This is a genomic window from Gemmatimonadota bacterium, from assembly GCA_026702745.1.
Classification (GTDB): Bacteria; JAAXHH01; JAAXHH01; order JAAXHH01; family JAAXHH01; genus JAAXHH01.
In genome coordinates this window covers 1-17069 of the sequence record JAPPBT010000050.1, presented here as the reverse complement: position 1 = coordinate 17069, position 17069 = coordinate 1, and the positions used below count along the sequence as shown (strand labels likewise).

Annotated in this window: 13 protein-coding genes; all 13 read right to left on the bottom strand. The window is 63.0% G+C overall.

What is annotated here, in order from left to right; translation table 11 throughout:
* Window positions 1-39: 39 nt before the first annotated feature.
* Window positions 40-855, bottom strand: coding sequence for a rod shape-determining protein MreC (gene mreC, locus OXH56_07540; GenBank protein MCY3555159.1), 816 nt, complete (start codon window positions 853-855; stop codon window positions 40-42).
* A 1-nt stretch (window position 856) separates the two neighbouring features.
* Complete coding sequence (locus tag OXH56_07535; protein ID MCY3555158.1) at window positions 857-1891, bottom strand: rod shape-determining protein; 1035 nt, start codon at window positions 1889-1891, stop codon at window positions 857-859.
* A 59-nt stretch (window positions 1892-1950) separates the two neighbouring features.
* Window positions 1951-2808, bottom strand: coding sequence for a PHP domain-containing protein (locus tag OXH56_07530; protein MCY3555157.1), 858 nt, complete (start codon window positions 2806-2808; stop codon window positions 1951-1953).
* Window positions 2805-5474 (bottom strand): valine--tRNA ligase, encoded by a 2670-nt coding sequence (locus tag OXH56_07525; GenBank protein ID MCY3555156.1) that lies wholly within the window; start codon window positions 5472-5474, stop codon window positions 2805-2807. Before OXH56_07525 ends, OXH56_07530 begins: the two co-directional genes overlap by 4 nt.
* A gap of 238 nt (window positions 5475-5712) precedes the next feature.
* Window positions 5713-6885, bottom strand: coding sequence for a cell division protein FtsZ (ftsZ, locus tag OXH56_07520; protein ID MCY3555155.1), 1173 nt, complete (start codon window positions 6883-6885; stop codon window positions 5713-5715).
* A 77-nt stretch (window positions 6886-6962) separates the two neighbouring features.
* On the bottom strand, window positions 6963-8183 hold the full coding sequence (gene ftsA / locus OXH56_07515; GenBank protein ID MCY3555154.1) for a cell division protein FtsA: 1221 nt from the start codon (window positions 8181-8183) through the stop codon (window positions 6963-6965).
* Window positions 8184-8201: 18 nt separating this feature from the next.
* Entirely contained in the window at window positions 8202-9044 is an 843-nt protein-coding gene (locus OXH56_07510; GenBank protein ID MCY3555153.1) for an FtsQ-type POTRA domain-containing protein, read from the bottom strand.
* Window positions 9041-9967: a UDP-N-acetylmuramate dehydrogenase gene (gene murB, locus OXH56_07505; GenBank protein MCY3555152.1), complete on the bottom strand. Its 927-nt coding sequence runs from the start codon at window positions 9965-9967 to the stop codon at window positions 9041-9043. The genes OXH56_07510 and murB overlap by 4 nt, the downstream gene beginning before the upstream one ends.
* The gene (gene murC, locus OXH56_07500; protein ID MCY3555151.1) at window positions 9954-11348 is read right to left on the bottom strand and encodes a UDP-N-acetylmuramate--L-alanine ligase; all 1395 of its coding nucleotides are present in this window, start codon (window positions 11346-11348) and stop codon (window positions 9954-9956) included. The genes murB and murC overlap by 14 nt, the downstream gene beginning before the upstream one ends.
* Window positions 11349-11409: 61 nt before the next feature.
* Window positions 11410-12552: a putative lipid II flippase FtsW gene (ftsW, locus tag OXH56_07495; GenBank protein ID MCY3555150.1), complete on the bottom strand. Its 1143-nt coding sequence runs from the start codon at window positions 12550-12552 to the stop codon at window positions 11410-11412.
* 4 nt (window positions 12553-12556) lie between these two features.
* A complete protein-coding gene (locus OXH56_07490) occupies window positions 12557-13978 on the bottom strand; it encodes a UDP-N-acetylmuramoyl-tripeptide--D-alanyl-D-alanine ligase (GenBank protein MCY3555149.1) in 1422 nt (473 codons plus the stop codon).
* Window positions 13971-15443, bottom strand: a complete 1473-nt coding sequence (locus OXH56_07485; protein MCY3555148.1) for a UDP-N-acetylmuramoyl-L-alanyl-D-glutamate--2,6-diaminopimelate ligase — start codon at window positions 15441-15443, stop codon at window positions 13971-13973. The genes OXH56_07490 and OXH56_07485 overlap by 8 nt, the downstream gene beginning before the upstream one ends.
* A gap of 103 nt (window positions 15444-15546) precedes the next feature.
* Window positions 15547-17069 (bottom strand): penicillin-binding protein (locus OXH56_07480; GenBank protein ID MCY3555147.1); only part of this gene is annotated, 1523 nt, incomplete at its 5' end.

Here is a 17069-nt window from a genome sequence, read left to right as displayed (position 1 = left end):
GGAAAACCGGGTCATTTAACCGGCCTGGATTCACCGAAGTCACTGGGCCAGGAGCGAATCTTCCGCGGCAGGCGTTTCCTCACCCGCGATTACGAACACCTCCTCCAGGCGGTTAAGTTCCACCGCGGGCGTAATCGAAACCTGCTTGAACAGGTTCCGGCTATCCAGCGCGATCTGGCCGATGCTGCCCACAGGCAATCCGGACGGGAAGGTCTCCCCCAGGCCCGACGTCACCACGCGGTCGCCTATGCGGACATCGGCCCTGAGGGGCAACTGCATGTACAACGCATCATTTACATACCGGATGATCCCCTGTTCCCTGCTTCGCTGGACCAGACCGCTGATCCGAGAGTTCCTGTTGGTCAGCAGCTGGACGTAGGACGAAGTCAGGCCGACTTCGATAATTCGACCGAGGACGCCGTCTTCCATGACTACGGCCATGTACTTCCGGATCTGCTCGGAACGGCCGACGTCGATGACGATGGTGTTCAGTCGCTGGTCCGTGTTCCAGCCAATAACTTCGGCGGGAACGTAGGTGAACCTGTTTTTCTCCTTCAGGCTGAGCAACCCGCGCAACCGCTGGTTCTCGTATCTGCGTTCCTCGAAGTCGGCCGCCTGCAACTGCATCTGGACGAGTTTCTGACGCAGAAGCTGGTTCTCGGATTTGAGATTGAAATAGGCAGGGATGAAGGCGAACGCTTCCTGGAACGGCGTCAGTACCGTCAGCCAGACAATACGCGTGATACCGACCTGTCGCTGCGGGGCCGCCGTCAGCAGCAGGATCGAGATGATCATGGCAAGGACGAAAGCGGTGTACTGGCGATGGTGGTAGAGAATGTAAAAGAACCGGAACATGCTAATCTTTCAGGACGCTCAGCATCGTCTCGAAAGCGGCGAAATTCTCGATGATCTTTCCCGCTCCCCGGACTACCGAGGTCATGGGCTCGTCGTCGAGCCTTACCGGCAGCTTCGTCTCCTTCGTGATTTGCCTGTCCAGGCCAGGCAGCCGGGACCCGCCGCCGCTGATGATGATCCCGCGATCGATGATATCGGCCGCGAGTTCCGCCGGCGTCAATTCCAGGGTTTGCCTCACCGCCATGATCACGCCGTCGAGCGGTTGAGAAAGTACCCTGCGGATCGCCAGGGAATCGACCACGACCGAACGTGGAATCCGGTCGATCAGGTCGAGCCCCTTTACCGTCATTTCCAGTTCCCGGTCGAACACGGGATAAGCCGAGCCGAGTTTCCACTTGATCTGTTCGGCCATGTTGAAACCGATTTGAAGGTTGCAGTCGTTCTTCATGTGGTTGATGATGGCCTCGTCCATTTCATCGCCGCCGATGCGTACCGACTTCGCCGTCACGATGCCGCCCAGGGAAATCACGGCGATCTCCGAGGTCCCGCCGCCGATGTCGATGATCATGCTCCCCACCGGCTCTTCCACGGGCAGGGAACAGCCGATGGCGGCCGCCATGGGTTCGGAGATCAGCATCACTTCCTTGGCGCCGGCCCGCTCCGCCGAATCCCGGACCGCCCTCATCTCGACGTCGGTCACCCCCGAGGGGATACAAGCCACGACGCGCGGCCGAATGAAGAACGAATTCTTGAGCACCTTGCGGATGAAGTACCGTATCATGGCTTCGGTGTATTCAAAGTCGGCGATCACGCCGTCGCGCAACGGCCGGTGCGCCTTGAGGTCGGGTGGTTCCCTGCCGAGCATGACCTTGGCCTCGGCGCCGACGGCAACAACTTTACCGGTCTTGGTATTGACCGCCACGACGGAAGGTTCGTTGATGACGATGCCTCTGCCGCGCACGTAAACGAGCGTGTTTGCCGTACCGAGATCGATGCCGATATCATTGGAAAAGAAGTCCGGCAGGGTAAAACGCATTTTTCGTCTCCTTGATTCCTGCAGAAACACCAAACGTAGGCGCGACATCCGGCTTTACATCAAGCTAATACCCGTTTCAGATCCGTCAGATGATGCAGAGGTACCTTCATGCCGCCAAGGCCGCAACGGTCCGCCCGGGGTCCGTGATAGTCCGATCCACCGGTTGCAACCAGTCCGTGCTTCGCAGCCAGCTGCCCGTAGTAGCGGCGGGCCGTCCCGGAGTGGTCCGGATGGATGACCTCCAGGCCGTCAAGGCCGGACTTGACGAAACCGGGGATCAACTCGTCCCGCCTGAGGGACCCTGGATGGGCCAGAACGGCCGCGCCGCCGGCTTCGTGGATCACCTGAATCGCATCTTCGACGGCGAAGAAGACCTTGGGCATGTACGCGGGGGCGTGATTGCCCAGGTACCGCGTAAAGGCGTCCTGGATCGAATCGACCTGGTTGCTTTCCACCAGCGCGCGGGCGATATGTGGTCTGCCGACGCTGGTCTTTCCGTCCTTCGCCTGGGCGATGACCGATTCCAGCTCAAGCGGTACGCCCAGGTCGTTCAACTTCCGGACAATGCCCTTCGCCCGGTGCAACCGCTGCGACCTGAAGGTTTCCAGGTACGAAAGCAACGACCGGTTGCCGGGGTCGAAGTAGTAACCCAGGATATGCACGTCGGATGCGCCTTCCCGCGCACTGAGCTCCACGCCGGGTACGATTTCCAGTTCCCGGTCCGATTCGTGCCGGGTTGGTTCGCGCCGCGCCGATTCGCGCCGCGCCCGTTCCACACCGTCTACCGCGTCGTGGTCCGTAATCGCCAGTGCGCACAGGCCCGCCGCGCGGGCCTTCGACACGAGTTCTTCCGGGGAATCGACGCCGTCGGAACAGTCGCTGTGGGCGTGCAAATCAATATAGCACTCGACGCTCATCCTGCACAAATCATTTCGAGATTCCGATTCAGCCGGCCGATCATGTCCTCGTAGTTGATTTGCTTGTCCTTTTCCTTCTCGACGACATCCGCCGGCGCTTTTTGCACGAACTGGCCGTTCGCCAGGCGCTTGCGGACTTTTTCCAACTCCTGCTCGACCCGGGACCGCTCCCGGGAAAGGCGATCCGTTTCGATTTCCAGGTCGATCAATCCGCTGAGCGGGATGTAGAATTCCATGTCCCGCAGAACACCGGACGCAGAACCGGCGGGACGGGCCTCATCGCCGTCGACGAAGGCCAGCTTGCATCGGGCAAGCGACTGGACGGCCTGTGCCTGGCCGGAGAGCACTTCGATCATGCGGGGGTCCGCGACCCGGCAGTGCACCGCCATCTCCTGGGTAGGATGGACTCTGAAATCGGCGCGGACGCCCCGGATGGCCCCGATCAGTTCCTGGACATAACGTATGTCCCCTTCGGCATCCGTCTGAACCCGGTCCGGACGGGATTCCGGCCAGGACGCGACGACGATGCCCGCCGGTTCCGCGTCGCGGTCATCCAGGTAGGGTCTCAGATGTTGCCAGATTTCCTCGGTGATGAAGGGCATGAACGGGTGAAACAGGCGGAGCGTCTGTTCGAGCACGAGCAGGGCCGTGCGCCGCGCTTGATCCGCGGACGCGACGTCCGTCTCGTCGTAGATCCGTTGCTTGATCGCTTCGAGATACCAGTCGCAGTAGTCGTGCCAGAAGAAGTCGTAAAGCACCAGCGCCGTCTCGTGGAAGGCGTATTGCTCCAGGGACCGCGTCGCCTGTTCAACGGTGCGGTCCAGCCGGGACAGGATCCAGCGGTCCCAGAGGTTCTCGGAAACCGTGAGGCCGGATTCCGGCGGCTTCTGATGCATGAGCACCAGCCGGGCGGCATTCCACATTTTATTCGCGAAATTGCGACCGACCTCGACCTGTTCGTTGGAATACAGCAAGTCCTGTCCGTGCGGCGCGATCAGCATCATGGCATACCTCAGCGCGTCCGCACCGTAGGTTTCCATGACCTCAAGGGGATCGGGCGAGTTACCCAGCGATTTGCTCAGTTTGCGACCCTTTATGTCCCGGACGAGGCTCGTGAGATAGACGTCGTCGAAGGGCCGGTCGTCCATGAATTCATAGCCCATCATCATCATGCGCACGACCCAGAAGAACAGGATGTCGTGACCGGTGACCAGGGTGGAGGTGGGATAGAAGGTCTGGAGCTCCGCCGTGCGTTCCGGCCAGCCCATGGTCGAAAAGGGCCACAGGGCCGATGAGAACCAGGTGTCGAGCACGTCTTCGTCCTGGTGCAGCACGCCGTGGCCGCAACGGCCGCATTGCAAGGGCGCTTCGATGCCCGCGTGCGTGCTTCCACACGACGCACAGTACCATACCGGAATGCGGTGCCCCCACCACAACTGGCGGGAAATGCACCAGTCCTCGATGTTTTCCAGCCAGTGGCGGTACGTCTTCTCCCAGTGTTCCGGGGTAATGCCCGGTATCCGGTCTTCTTCCAAAGTGCGCAGGAGACGGCGGGCGAGCGGCCGGGTTTTCAGGAACCACTGGCGGGAAAGCCGGGGTTCGAGGACTGTATCGCAACGCTGGCAGTGGCGAACGGCATGGACATGACCTTCGATTCCTTCCAGGAGGCCGAGATCTTCCAGGTCCTTCACGACCTTGCGCCGGCACTCGAACCGGTCCAATCCCCGGTAGGCGGGACCGGCGGCTTCGTTCATCACGCCGTTTTCGTCCATGATCACGATCTGGGACAAATCGTGCTTGTTGCCCAGGATGAAATCGTTGAAATCGTGGGCCGGCGTCACCTTGACGGCGCCTGTGCCGAATGCCGGGTCAACCAGTTCCGTGTCCGCGATGATCGGGATGGTCCGGTCCGTCAGCGGCAGACTGACCTGTTCGCCCACCAGGTGCGCGTGCCGTTCGTCCTCCGGGTGGACGGCAACCGCCACGTCGCCGAGCATGGTCTCCGGTCTGGTCGTGGCAATGCTGATCCCGCCCGAGCCGTCCGCCAGGGGATACCGGATCCGCCACAGCGACCCCTGGTCGTCCCGGGGTACGGACTCTTCGTTGGACAGGGCGGTGTTGCAGCGGGGACACCAGTTGATTATGCGATTTCCCCGGTAGATCATCTTCTTCTCGAAAAGTGCGATGAATACCGTGAGTACCGCCCTGGAAAGCCCCTCGTCCATGGTGAAACGCTCGCGCTCCCAGTCGCAGGAACAACCCAGTTCCTTCAACTGGCGGATGATCGTGCCGCCATACTGCTCGCGCCATTTCCAGATTTCTTCCACGAACCGCTCGCGGCCGATCTCCTCGCGGTCGATGCCCCGTTCCGCGAGCATCCGTTCCACGACCACGTGCGTGGCGATACCGGCGTGATCCGTTCCCGGCATCCAGAGGGTTTCGAAACCCTGCATGCGCTTGAACCGGATGAGCACGTCCTGGATCGTGTTGTTCAGCACATGTCCGAGGTGCAGAATACCGGTGATGTTGGGTGGAGGTATGACGATTGAATAAGGGGGCTTGCCGGAAGCCGTATCGGCGTGGAAGAACTTGTGCTCTTCCCAGAAAGCGTACCACTTCCGTTCAACGGTTCCGGGGTCGTACTGAGGGGGCAATCCCTCGGCCATATCGGATGTATCTCCCTGTCGAACCGGAAGTTGCAGAATAGAACAGGATATGGAATGGCCGTAATCAGACCGGATACCGGACAGGAAAGACTACGCCCTCCGACGGGATGGTATCTTGAAACCAGCACCGTAGAAACGCCAGCCTCAAAATATCGTCCCGCCGTTGGCCTGTCAATCGAATTTGACCGGTACGGCCTGTGCCTGAATCACCCGTTCGGGCGGGGGATGATTCGGGATGCTACGAACCGAAAGCCCTGCGGCGGCGCATGTAGGTCGGAACGTCCAGACCGTTGTTGTCGACCGCGTCGTCGGACGGGTCGCCCACGGCCACTTCCTCAGTCTCGAACCCGTTTCGCTTGACCCGCTGAAAGGCCGGGGTTTCGATCTCTTCAGGACGGTCCGGCTGGAACTTCAGAATGTTCCGGGTCAGCATTTCGTCCGGCGAAGACATGGCCTGGTCCAGTCCCGTGGCGATCAGCGTCACCCGGATTTTGCCTTCCAGGCTCTCATCGAGGACCGTACCCATGATGATGTTGGTGTGTCCCGCGGCCGCCTGAACCGTGGTCATCACTTCTTCCACTTCGAAAAGGGTCATATCCTGCCCGCCCGAGATATTCAGCAGAATGTCCTTGGCCCCGTCGATGTCCATGTCCGCCAGCAGCGGGTGATTCATGGCCCGTTCCGCCGCTTCCAGCGCACGCTTGTCTCCCTCGGACTCGCCGGTGCCCATGAGGGCTTCGCCCTTGTTCTCCATGGTCGTCCTGATATCGGCGTAATCGACATTGATCAGCCCGGGCAGGGTGACCAGGTCCGAAATGCCGCGCGTGGCCTGCAGCAGGACCTCGTCGGCCACCTTGAGGGCGTCTTTGAAAGTCGTGGTGTGGCTCACGGCCTCCTTCAGCTTCTGGTTGGGGATGATGACGACCGTATCCACATGCTCTTTCAACGCGGCGAGGCCGGTTTCGGCGTTCGCCGCCCGCTTGGGTCCCTCGAAGGCAAAGGGCTTGGTCACGACGCCGACGGCCAGGACGCCCAACTCCTTGGCGATCTGCGCGATCACCGGTGCGGCGCCGGTTCCCGTGCCGCCCCCCATGCCCGCGGTGATGAAGACCATATCGATATCGGTCAGGTGTTCCGCGATGACGTCCCGGCTTTCCTCCGCGGCCTTGCGCCCTACGTCCGGATTCGCGCCGGCGCCGAGTCCGCGGGTGATCTCGTGTCCCAGCTGTATCTTGTACTTTACATTGGAACTCGCCAGGTCCTGCGCGTCCGTGTTGGCGACCAGAAAATCGACGCCCGGGACGCCGATTTCAACCATGTGGTTGACGGCGTTCTTTCCGGCGCCGCCCACGCCGATGATCTTCATGCGAGCGAACAGTCCCGGTTCCGCATCGAAGTCGAAAGTAGACATTTACAGCCTCCTTCTGTGGGTTTGTGGCAGCAATCTGCCGGTTTTGCTCGAATCTGTACGATTATGTGTACTGGATGCTACATCAGGGCCGCGATCCGGCTTATCACACGGTCCAGCAATCCTCCTTCCGTACCATGGTGCCACTCCTTTTCCAATAGGTTGTTCATGGCGTAGCGCAACAAGCCGGCACTTGTGGCGTACGCAGGCGCGTTCTCGTCACTTTCCAGTTCGGGAAACTCCCGCGGCCCGCCGATTTTCGCGGACATGCCGAAGACCTGTTCCGCCAGTTTCGCGATGCCCGGCATCAGCGCACCGCCGCCGGTTATGACGATGCCGGTGCCGACCTTGTGTTCGAATCCGCTGCTTCGGATCTCCTCCCGTGCGAGAAACAGCAGCTCCTTGATCCGCGGTCCGACCACGAAGGCCAGTTCCTCCCGCGTCACCTGCCGCGGCTCGCGGCCGCCGACCCCGGGCACTTCGATCATGTTGTCCCTGTCCGGGCGGACGTAGACCGCACTCGCATATCCGCACTTGATCCGTTCGGCATCCTCATGGGGTGTGCGGAGTCCGATGGCGATGTCGTTCGTGAGGTTGTTGCCCCCGGCCGGTATGACCGCCGAATGCCGAATGCTCCCGTGGTGGATCAGCGCGACCTTCGTCGTGCCTCCGCCCAGGTCGAGCAGCACGACACCCAGTTCTTTCTCGTCGGACGTCAGTGCCGCCTCGCCCACGGCGATCGTATCCAGGACGAGTTCCCGGACCTGCATGCCGGACTGCACGATACAGTTGCGTACGTTGCGCAGCGGGGTGACCGCGCCTGTTACGATATGCACGCGCACTTCGAGCCGGACGCCGGACATGCCGCACGGGTCGTGGATCCCGCCCTGGTCGTCCACGATGTGGTCCTGGGCGAGCACGTGGATCACCTGGCGGTCCGAGGGTATTTTCAGGGCCGTCGCCGATTCGCGGGCACGGAGAACATCCTCCCGTGTCACGCCCCGGCCGACGTCGGACGCGATGGCCACGGCGCCGCTGCTGTTGACGCTTTCGATGTGCTCGCCGGAAAACCCGACGAATACCTCGTTCACCCTGGCGCCCGCCTCACGTTCCGCGGCCTGGAGCGCCTCACCGATCGAACGGGCGGCCTCGTCCATATTGACCACGACGCCTCGCCTGAGGCCCCGGGACGCGCTTGCCCCTTTGCCCAGGATCCGCAGGCCGTCGTCTGCAATCTCGCCGATCAGCACGACCGTTCTGGTGGTACCCAGATCGAGCACGGCGATACGTTCACGAGCCATATTCAACTCCTTTTAACACTACGATCTCCCGCCTCCGGACCGGTTGGATACGATCGGCCGGACGATGACCTGGTCCTTGAACCTCAGGTCGATCAGGCGGGTCCGGATGGCATCGGCTTCCAGCTTCTCCACCGTCCGTCTCAACATCTCGATCTTCCTGGGATAGTGGCCCGTCCCGAACCGGATGGCCAGTCCGCCTTCGACCATGTAGGCGATCGGGTCATCGGGACTGGACACGTGAATTTCGGACAACTCGTCATACATCCCCGGTGACATCGTCCTGAGCACCCTCATCAGGTAGAGCGCGCGGGCCATCTCCGGATTGACCCGCATGGCGTCTCTCAGTGTTTCGAAACTGCGGTCCCGCGACTCCGCGGCACCCGTCGCCCACTGGTAGCTGGAAGCGTCGACGGTGATCACGGGAAGGTCCGGCAGTCCGATCCCTGGCGTCAGGGGGATCAGTTCGCCCCGTACAGAGACGCCGTAGAGCCGGTCCAGCTGCACGAAAGCGATCGGATGCAGTTCCTCCACGCGGACAACGATAGTTCCGGGCAATCTCCTGGTGACCGAGACCTGTTCGAACCGCCGGGCCAGCATAAGGCGCCTTTCGGTCTCCGCGAGGTCGGCCGACCAGATGTTCCGTCCCCGCTCGAGACCGGAAACCGTGATGATATCTTCTTTGCCGACGAGGCGGTTCCCCGCGACGTCGATGGCGTGCAGATTGAACGCCTGCGAGGTCTTCGTCCACTCGGACAGGGCCAGGCCGCCCATGGCGAGTCCGGCCGCCACGCCCGAGACGAGCAGGCCGGTCGTGAGTCCAAGCATCAGCCTGACTGCGGGATGCGTTCGGTTCAGCTTCATATGACCTCCGATTTCATCACGCGCACTTCGAGTTCCAGGGCTACGCCGGTCCGTTCGAAGACTTGCTCGCGAACCATGTCGATCAGTCGCAATGCGTCAGAAGCCGTCGCGCCGCCCTGGTTGATTACGAAATTCCCGTGGAGGTCGGACACCCTCGCTCCCCCGACCTGCAGCCCCTTGCAACCGGCCGCGTCGATCAGCCTCCCCGCCTTGCCGCCCTCGGGGTTCTTGAACATGCATCCGGCACTCTGGTCCGCGGATGGCTGCGTGCGCTTCCGGTATTCGGTGAAGTCCCGTATGCGTTCATACACGTTCTCCGGTTCGTCCGGCGTCAGCCTGAACACGGCCCCGGTCACGATTCCGCCCGGATCAATACCGCTCTCCCGGTAGGAAAACCCCGCTTCGCCGGCCGGGATCGTCTCGATGTCGCCGGAAGGCTGGATCAGTTCTATGGACTCCAGCACGCCGCCCAGATCGCTCCCGTGGGCGCCCGCGTTACCACGGATGGACCCGCCGACCACGCCGGGGATCCCGGTGCAGAACTCCAGTCCACCCAGTCCGGTGGCCGCGGCCGACCATGCGAGCCGGGGCAGGCTGACGCCGGCGCCCGCCCGGAGGTACTCGCCTTCCTGCTTCAGATCCCACAACGTCCCCTCCGACGGGGTCGATCCGCGTATCTTGATGACCAGCCCCCTGAATCCTTCATCCGAGAAGAGGATGTTGCTCCCGTTCCCAAGCACGAGCCAGGGGACCTCGTGCACCCTGGCCGCGGTGACGATTTCGAGCAGTTCCGCCCGGGTTTCCGGCAGACACATCACGTCGGCCGGCCCCCCGACCCGGTAGGTGGTATGCCGGTCGAGGCCCTCGTTCCGGCGCAGCCGTTCGGCGGGCACCAGCCCGCTGAAGCGTTCAGCAGTTTCCATGAGACCGGACCCCGTTTTTCCGCAGCAGTTCGCAAACCTGGCTTCCCACCTCGCCAATGTCCCCGGCACCGAGGGTCAGCACCAGGTCTCCAGGCTCGAGATCGTCCACCAGCGCGGCCGCTACCCGGTCCTTGTCCGGGATATACGCCACGTTTGCGTCGAATGCGCTCGCGTCGTGGACGATCATCTCACCCGTCACCCCGTCCCGGGGCGTTTCCCTGGACGCGTATACGTCCGTAACGATCGTCCGGTATGCGGGAAACCGTCCGAGCACGCGTCCGAATTCCCGGCGCAGATTCCGCGTCCGGCTGTAAAGGTGTGGCTGGAACACCACGAACATGCGCCGGGCGCCCGCATTCGACACGGCGCGCAGTGCGGCCTCGATTTCGACGGGATGGTGGGCGTAGTCGTCCACCACCGTGACACCGCCGATGCTGCCCAGCACTTCGAACCGCCTTTTCAGCCCCCGGTATTCCGACAGGGCCGCCATGGTCCGCTCGACGGGCAGCTCGAGATCGTCGCCCACGGCGATGGCGGCCAGGGCGTTGGACAGGTTGCACTCGCCCGGCTGCGGCAGCACCAGCCGGCCGGCCGGCACGTCCCGTACGTACACCTCGGCGGAAACGCTCCAGCCTTTCGATTCCACCCGGTCCGCCCGGATGCAGGCGTGCGCCGATAGCCCATAGGTCACCAGGCGGCGGGCCAGGCCGGACTGGATCCTGCGAATGCCCGGGTCGTCCGCGCACACGATAAGCGGCCGGTCCTCAGGCACGAGATGGGCGAAGAAGGTGAAGGCTTCATCGATGGCTTCCTGCGAACCGTAGTATTCCATGTGGTCGGCATCTACCGAAGTGATTACGGCCATGGCCGGGGTCAGCGCATGGAACGAACGATCGTACTCATCGGCTTCCGCGATCATCCACGGACCGTTTCCACGGCGGACGGTGGATCCGTTTTCCGTCATGACCCCGCCGATGACGGCCGTCGGGTCCAGACCCGCGGCGGCCAGTACCTTGACGATCATGGCCGACGTGGAGGTCTTTCCGTGGGTGCCCGCCACGGCGATACCCTGCGTCCCGCGCATCACTATGCCGAGCAGTTCGGCGCGGCTGATGGTACGCCGGCCCAGACGACGGGCCGCCGCGAGTTCGGGATTGTCCCCGGAAATGGCAGAGGAATACACGATCAGGTCGGCGCCCTCCGCGTTGGCCGGGTCGTGGCCCTGAAAGACGGATGCTCCTAGACCGTGGAGACGCTCGGTCAACAGCGTTCCCCGCAGATCCGATCCGCTGACCTTGTATCCGTCTCCGAGCATCAGTTCAGCCAGTGCGCTCATGCCGATTCCGCCTATGCCGATGAAATGCGCGTGTCGGCAAGTCATTTCCGGTACTTGCCGTCCGGAGCCTCCGGTCAGTCCGGTCGGGCCGGTACAGTCTGTCCGTTCAGTCATACTGCAACCTCTGACGGCGATAGGTCATGCGGGATATATTCAGGAGGATCCCGATACTCATCATGCAGACGAGCAGCCAGGACCCCCCGTAGCTCAGGAAGGGCAGCGGCAGGCCCGTAGTGGGCAGCAGGCCCGTCACCACCCCGATGTTCACCAGTACGTGCAGCGTGATGAGCATGGTCAGCCCCGATGCCAGGAAAAACCCGAAGGCGTCCGGCGCCATGCGGGCGATGCGGACCCCTCTCCACGCGAAGACGACAAAGAGGCCCAGTACCGCAACCGACCCCAGAAACCCAAGCTCCTCGCCGATCACCGCGAACACGAAATCCGTATGGGGATCGGGAAGAAACAGGAACTTCTGCCGGCTCTGCCCCAGTCCGTTCCCGAACATGCCTCCCGTGCCCAGGCCGATCAGTGCCTGTTGCAGCTGGTAATCCGCGCCCTGGAGATTGTGGGCCTGATCGGCGGGATTGCCGAAAAACCGCTCGAAGTAGGTCATGAGCCGGCCCCGGCTGTGGGCGGACGAGTACAGCTTGTAGAAGAGGACCGGGATCATGATCCCCACTGAGCTTGCCAGGTGCAGCAACCGGGCTCGGCCGACGTAGAGCACTGCGAAGGCGGTCGCGGCCAGCACGATCGAAGTGCCGTAATCCGGCTGCAGGCCGATCAGCAGGCAGGTGGTCGCGATCACCGCCAACACGGGCAGAAAACCGGTGAAGAACCGGTCCATGACGTCCTGGCGCCTGGCCAGCCAGTAGGCCAGGAAGATCACCAGGGCGATCTTGACCCCTTCCGCGGGCTGAATCGTCATGGATAACAGGGTTATCGTACGCGTCGCTCCGCGGATGGTCACCCCGATGCCGGGAACGAACACGAGGGCCAGAAACCCCATGCCGATGACGAGCAGGATCGGTGACCACTTCTGCAGCTTCTGGTAATTCAGGCTGGCGAAGAGGACCAGGATGACGATGCCGAGGATCAACCGCACCAGGTAACGTTTCACGAAGAATCCACTGTCCCCGGAGAACATCTCCGCGGCAACGGCTGAACTCGCGCTGTAAACCATGACCGACCCCACGCAGAGCAGGAGCAGGGACGAGACCAGCAGTGGAAGATCGATACGTTGATGCAACACGGGGTTACTCCGTTTCGCCCTGGCCGAGCGAATTTTCCAGGTATTCCATGACGGTTTCCATGCGCATGCCGCGCGATCCCTTGACGAGTACCACGTCGCCGTCTTCGACTACCGCCATGACCGCTGCGGCCGCCTCGTCGTTGTAGCTGCAGGACACGACGCGAGACGCCGGGATGCCGCCGTCCACCGCGGCTGCGGCGATCTCACGGGCCAGTTCTCCCACCGTGATGATCCGCTCCGCCACCTCCGCGGCGCGCTTTCCGATTTCCCGGTGCGCCGCCCTGCCCAGCTCGCCCAGTTCCAGCATGTCTCCGAGGACGACCAGTTTACGGCCATCGGCCACTGCCAGCGCGTCCAGGGCCGCCATCATGGACGCCGGATTGGCGTTGTACGCGTCGTTGATCAGGTGAACGGCGCCCGCCTTCCTGTACTCCATGCGCATGGGCGTGTGCTCGACGCTCCGCAGCGCACGGGCGATATCCTGGTCGTCGATTCCCGAAAGCCTGCCCACCGCCACGGCGGCCGAGGCGTTCATGACCTGGTGCTCTCCCATCAGGTTGATTCGAAAGGAAGCCCCGTCCGACACCGTGAAGGACGAGCCGGACAGTTCGGTCCGGACGCGTGCCAGCCGGACGTCGGCCCCCGCGCTGCGGCCGAAGGTAACCACCCGCGCCAGGCTGCGTCCGGCCTGCTTCATGACGAGGGGGTCGTCGGCGTTCAACACCGCGCTCCCGCCTTCCGGCAGGTGGTCGAGGATCTCGCCCTTGGCCCGGGCGATACCTTCGATGGACTCGAAGAACTCGATATGTGCGGGCCCCACGTTGGTAATCACGCCGATGGATGGACGGGTCATCCGGGACAGCCGATCCAGTTCGCCCGCGTGGTTCATGCCCAGTTCGAGTACCGCGGCGCCGTGGTCTTCCTGCAGGGAAAACAGGGCTTCGGAGACGCCCAGCTGGCTGTTAAGGTTCCCGGGTGTCTTGAAGACCCGGTAGCGCTCGGCCAGCACGGAGGCAATCATGTTCTTCGTGGTGGTCTTCCCGCTGGAGCCCGTAACCGCGACGACGGGCAGGTCGAAACGCCTCCGGTGCCAGCCCGCGAAGGCCTGCAGCGCCGGAAGTACTTCGGGCACGACGATCCGCGCGGCGTCCGGGGCTTCCCGGTCCGGCCGGCGCGCATGCCAGTCGTCCGTGACGAGGGAGGCGCGCGCACCCGCGCGCACGGCCTCGGGTACGAAATCGTGACCATCGAACCGCTCGCCGGCAATCGCGACAAACAGGTTGCCTTCCTCGATGCGCCGGGTATCCGAACAGACGCCCGTGATCCGGCTGCGACCATGCGCCGGGGTCGGAACGTGCAGACGGCCGCCCATGATTCCGGCGATTTCCTTCAGGGTGGGCTCATCGTTCCCGTTGTGATTATCCATAATGCGCCTCGAGACATTCCCGGGCCTTGATCCGGTCGTCGAACTCGATCTGCGTATCGCCCACGACCTGGTAGACGGTGTCTCCCCTTCCGGCAATCAACACGGTGTCGCCTTCGCCCGCTTCACGGAGAGCCTTCCGGATCGCTTCGCCGCGGTCCTGGACGATATGGGAGCGGACATCAGGCAGTAGACCCGGCTCGATATCCCTGATGATCCGGTCGGGCGGTTCCGTTCTGGGGTTGTCGGTCGTCACGATGACGACGTCGGCGTGCGTCGAAGCCGCCCTGCCCATGAGGGGCCGCTTTCCCGGGTCCCGGTCCCCTCCGCAGCCGAACACGACGGTCAGGTTTCCACGCGTCCAGTCCCGGCAGGCCGACAGCACGGCACCGAGCGCATCGGGCGTATGGGCGAAATCCACGAGCACGTTGAAGGGCTGTCCTGCGTCGACCCGCTCCAGTCGGCCGGGTACCCTGATCCCGGAAACGGCCCGGTTCATCAGCGCGCCGTCGATGCCGAACTGCAGCCCCACGGAAATCGCCGCGAGGGCGTTGTATGCGTTGAATCGACCCAGGAGCGGCAGCGTCACGTTAAACGGCGGATCGGAACGAACCTGCACCGCCAGGGTGGTCCGGTCCGCGTGGTAACCGATCGGACCCGCCCGGTGGACGTCCGCTCTCTTGTCCAACCCATAGGAAAGGACGCGCGCGCGCGAGGCGTTTCTGAAATGCACGAAGGCCGGATCATCCATGTTGAGAACGGCGGTGCCCTTCTCGTCGAGCATCTCGGAGAAAAGCAGCGTCTTGGCCTCCCTGTAGGCGTCAAAGGTCTTGTGGTCGTCCAGGTGCTCCCGGGACAGATTGGTAAAGACGCCCGTGGTGAACCGCAGACCGAACAGTCGCTGCCAGGCCAGGCTGTGGGAGGAAACTTCCATGACGACGGATTCACCGCCCCGGTCCCGGATCTTCCTCAAGGTGCGGTGCAGTTCCATCGGATAGGGCGTGGTGTGACTCAGCTTCCAGTCGAGCATCTCGCCCATGTAACGGCTGCCCAGCGTGCCGATGCCACCCACGGACCGGCCGCACTCCCTTAGGATGGCCTCGACCAGCGTCGACACCGTCGTCTTGCCGTTGGTTCCCGTGACGCCGACCATGCAAAGGTCGTCCGCCGGCCGGCCGTAATACGCGGCCGCCATCAGACCGTACGCTCTGGAGGTGTCCGGAACGATTACCGTGGTCGCGCCAGCGAGGCGTTCTTCGTTTTCCTGGACCACTACCGAAGCGCCCCGCGCCACTGCGTCACGGACGTACCGGTGGCCGTCGCGGCCCGACGGTTCGCGCAGCGCGACGAAGACGTCACCGGGATTGACGGACCTCGAATCGTGAACGATCCCGCCGATCTCCTGGTCCGCCTGGCCCGCCTGGGTCGCCTGGGTCGCCTGGTCCGCCTGGGCCGCTCCAGCCGACAAGCGAATCACCTCTTTCCGAGGCAGCGCGTCCAGTAATTCGGTAAGCTGTATCACGGCCTTGACCCTCAGTGCCGTCCCCCGCTCGAGGCAAGCGGTGGGAAGGCTAGTTGTATGGGCCGCATTCGATGATGCATCGATCACCTGAATAGACCCCGTGGCCCGGTGCCGGAATCTGGCGCCGGACGTAACCCGTGCCGACTATGGTCGCTTCGATGCCCATTTCAGCCAGGGTCTTGACGGCTTCTCTTACGCTCATGCCGATGACGGACGGAAGTGCGACCCGGGCCCGGCCCGGCCCGGTAAGGGAACCGGGACGCTCGATTTCCCAGCGGCCGTCGAGCGGCAGCAGGTCCCGAGGCATCGGACCTCTGAAGCCTGGGTCGAGCCGGTCGGATACTTCGGATTCACGGTCCGAAGCGGCGTTCGGCTCGATGGAGGCCAGGTGCAGCGGCAAACCGTCGTCGGATTCGGGTATCGACTCCACAGGACCATCCGGCAGATGGACGAGCCGGCGGACGATCTTGTTGAAGACGGGCGCGGCCACCGACCCACCGTAGAAACCGCGTTTCTTCGGTTCGTCGATCATGACCAGTACGACTATCTCCGGATCCGACGCGGGGAACATGCCGACGAATGAAGACCGGTAGTTCCGGGTGTATCCCCTGCCGTCCTCTCGCGCTTTCCAGGCCGTGCCGGTCTTCCCGGCGACCTTGAATCCGGACACCGCGCCCTTCGTCCCCGTGCCCCGGTCAACCACCCCGGTAAACACGTCCATCAAGGTTTCGGCGGTCTCCCGTTTCATCACTCTGCGAACGACGGATTTCGGTACGGACACCACCGTACCGTCGTTTCGCACGATGGACTTGATGATCCGGGGTTGCAGGAGCTGCCCTCCGTTGGCCACCGCGCAATAGGCGGACGCGAGTTGCACTCCGGTTACGGAAACCCCGTAGCCGATGGACATGGTGGGCAGCGTCGACCTGGACCACCTGGCCGGTTTGTGCAGGATCCCGTTGACTTCGCCCGGCAGCGCCACGCCCGTCTTCATGCCGAATCCGAATGACCGGGTGTATTCATAAAATGACTTCTCGCCGAGTTCCAGGGCGATTTTCACGGTACCCACGTTACTGGAATGCTCGATGACTTCCCGCACGCTCAGTTCGTCGAAGACGTCGTGGTCCGATATCGTCTGGGTACCTATTTCGATCCGTCCTTCGCTCGTGTCGATCCGGTCCTCGAGCGAGAACGCGCCGGTTTCCAGGGCCGCGGTCGCGGCGACGATCTTGAACGTCGAACCGGGCTCGTAGGTGTCTACCACGGGCCTGATTTTCTGGGCTTCGAAGGAAAACCGGCCCGGCGTGTTGGGATCGAAATCCGGCGAACTGGCCATGGCCAGTATGTCGCCGTTCCCCGGATCCATCACGATGACCATGCCGCCGAGCGCCTCGTGCCATGCGATCGCCTCTTCAAGCACCTGTTCCGCGGTGACCTGGGCCGCTATATCGATCGTCAGGACAACATCCGAGCCGTTCTCCGCCGACTTCCGGTAGTCGTCCAGCCAGGTATAGGCCCGCCGCTGGGCATCGATCTGGACTACGCTGTATCCTTCTATACCGGACAACAGCC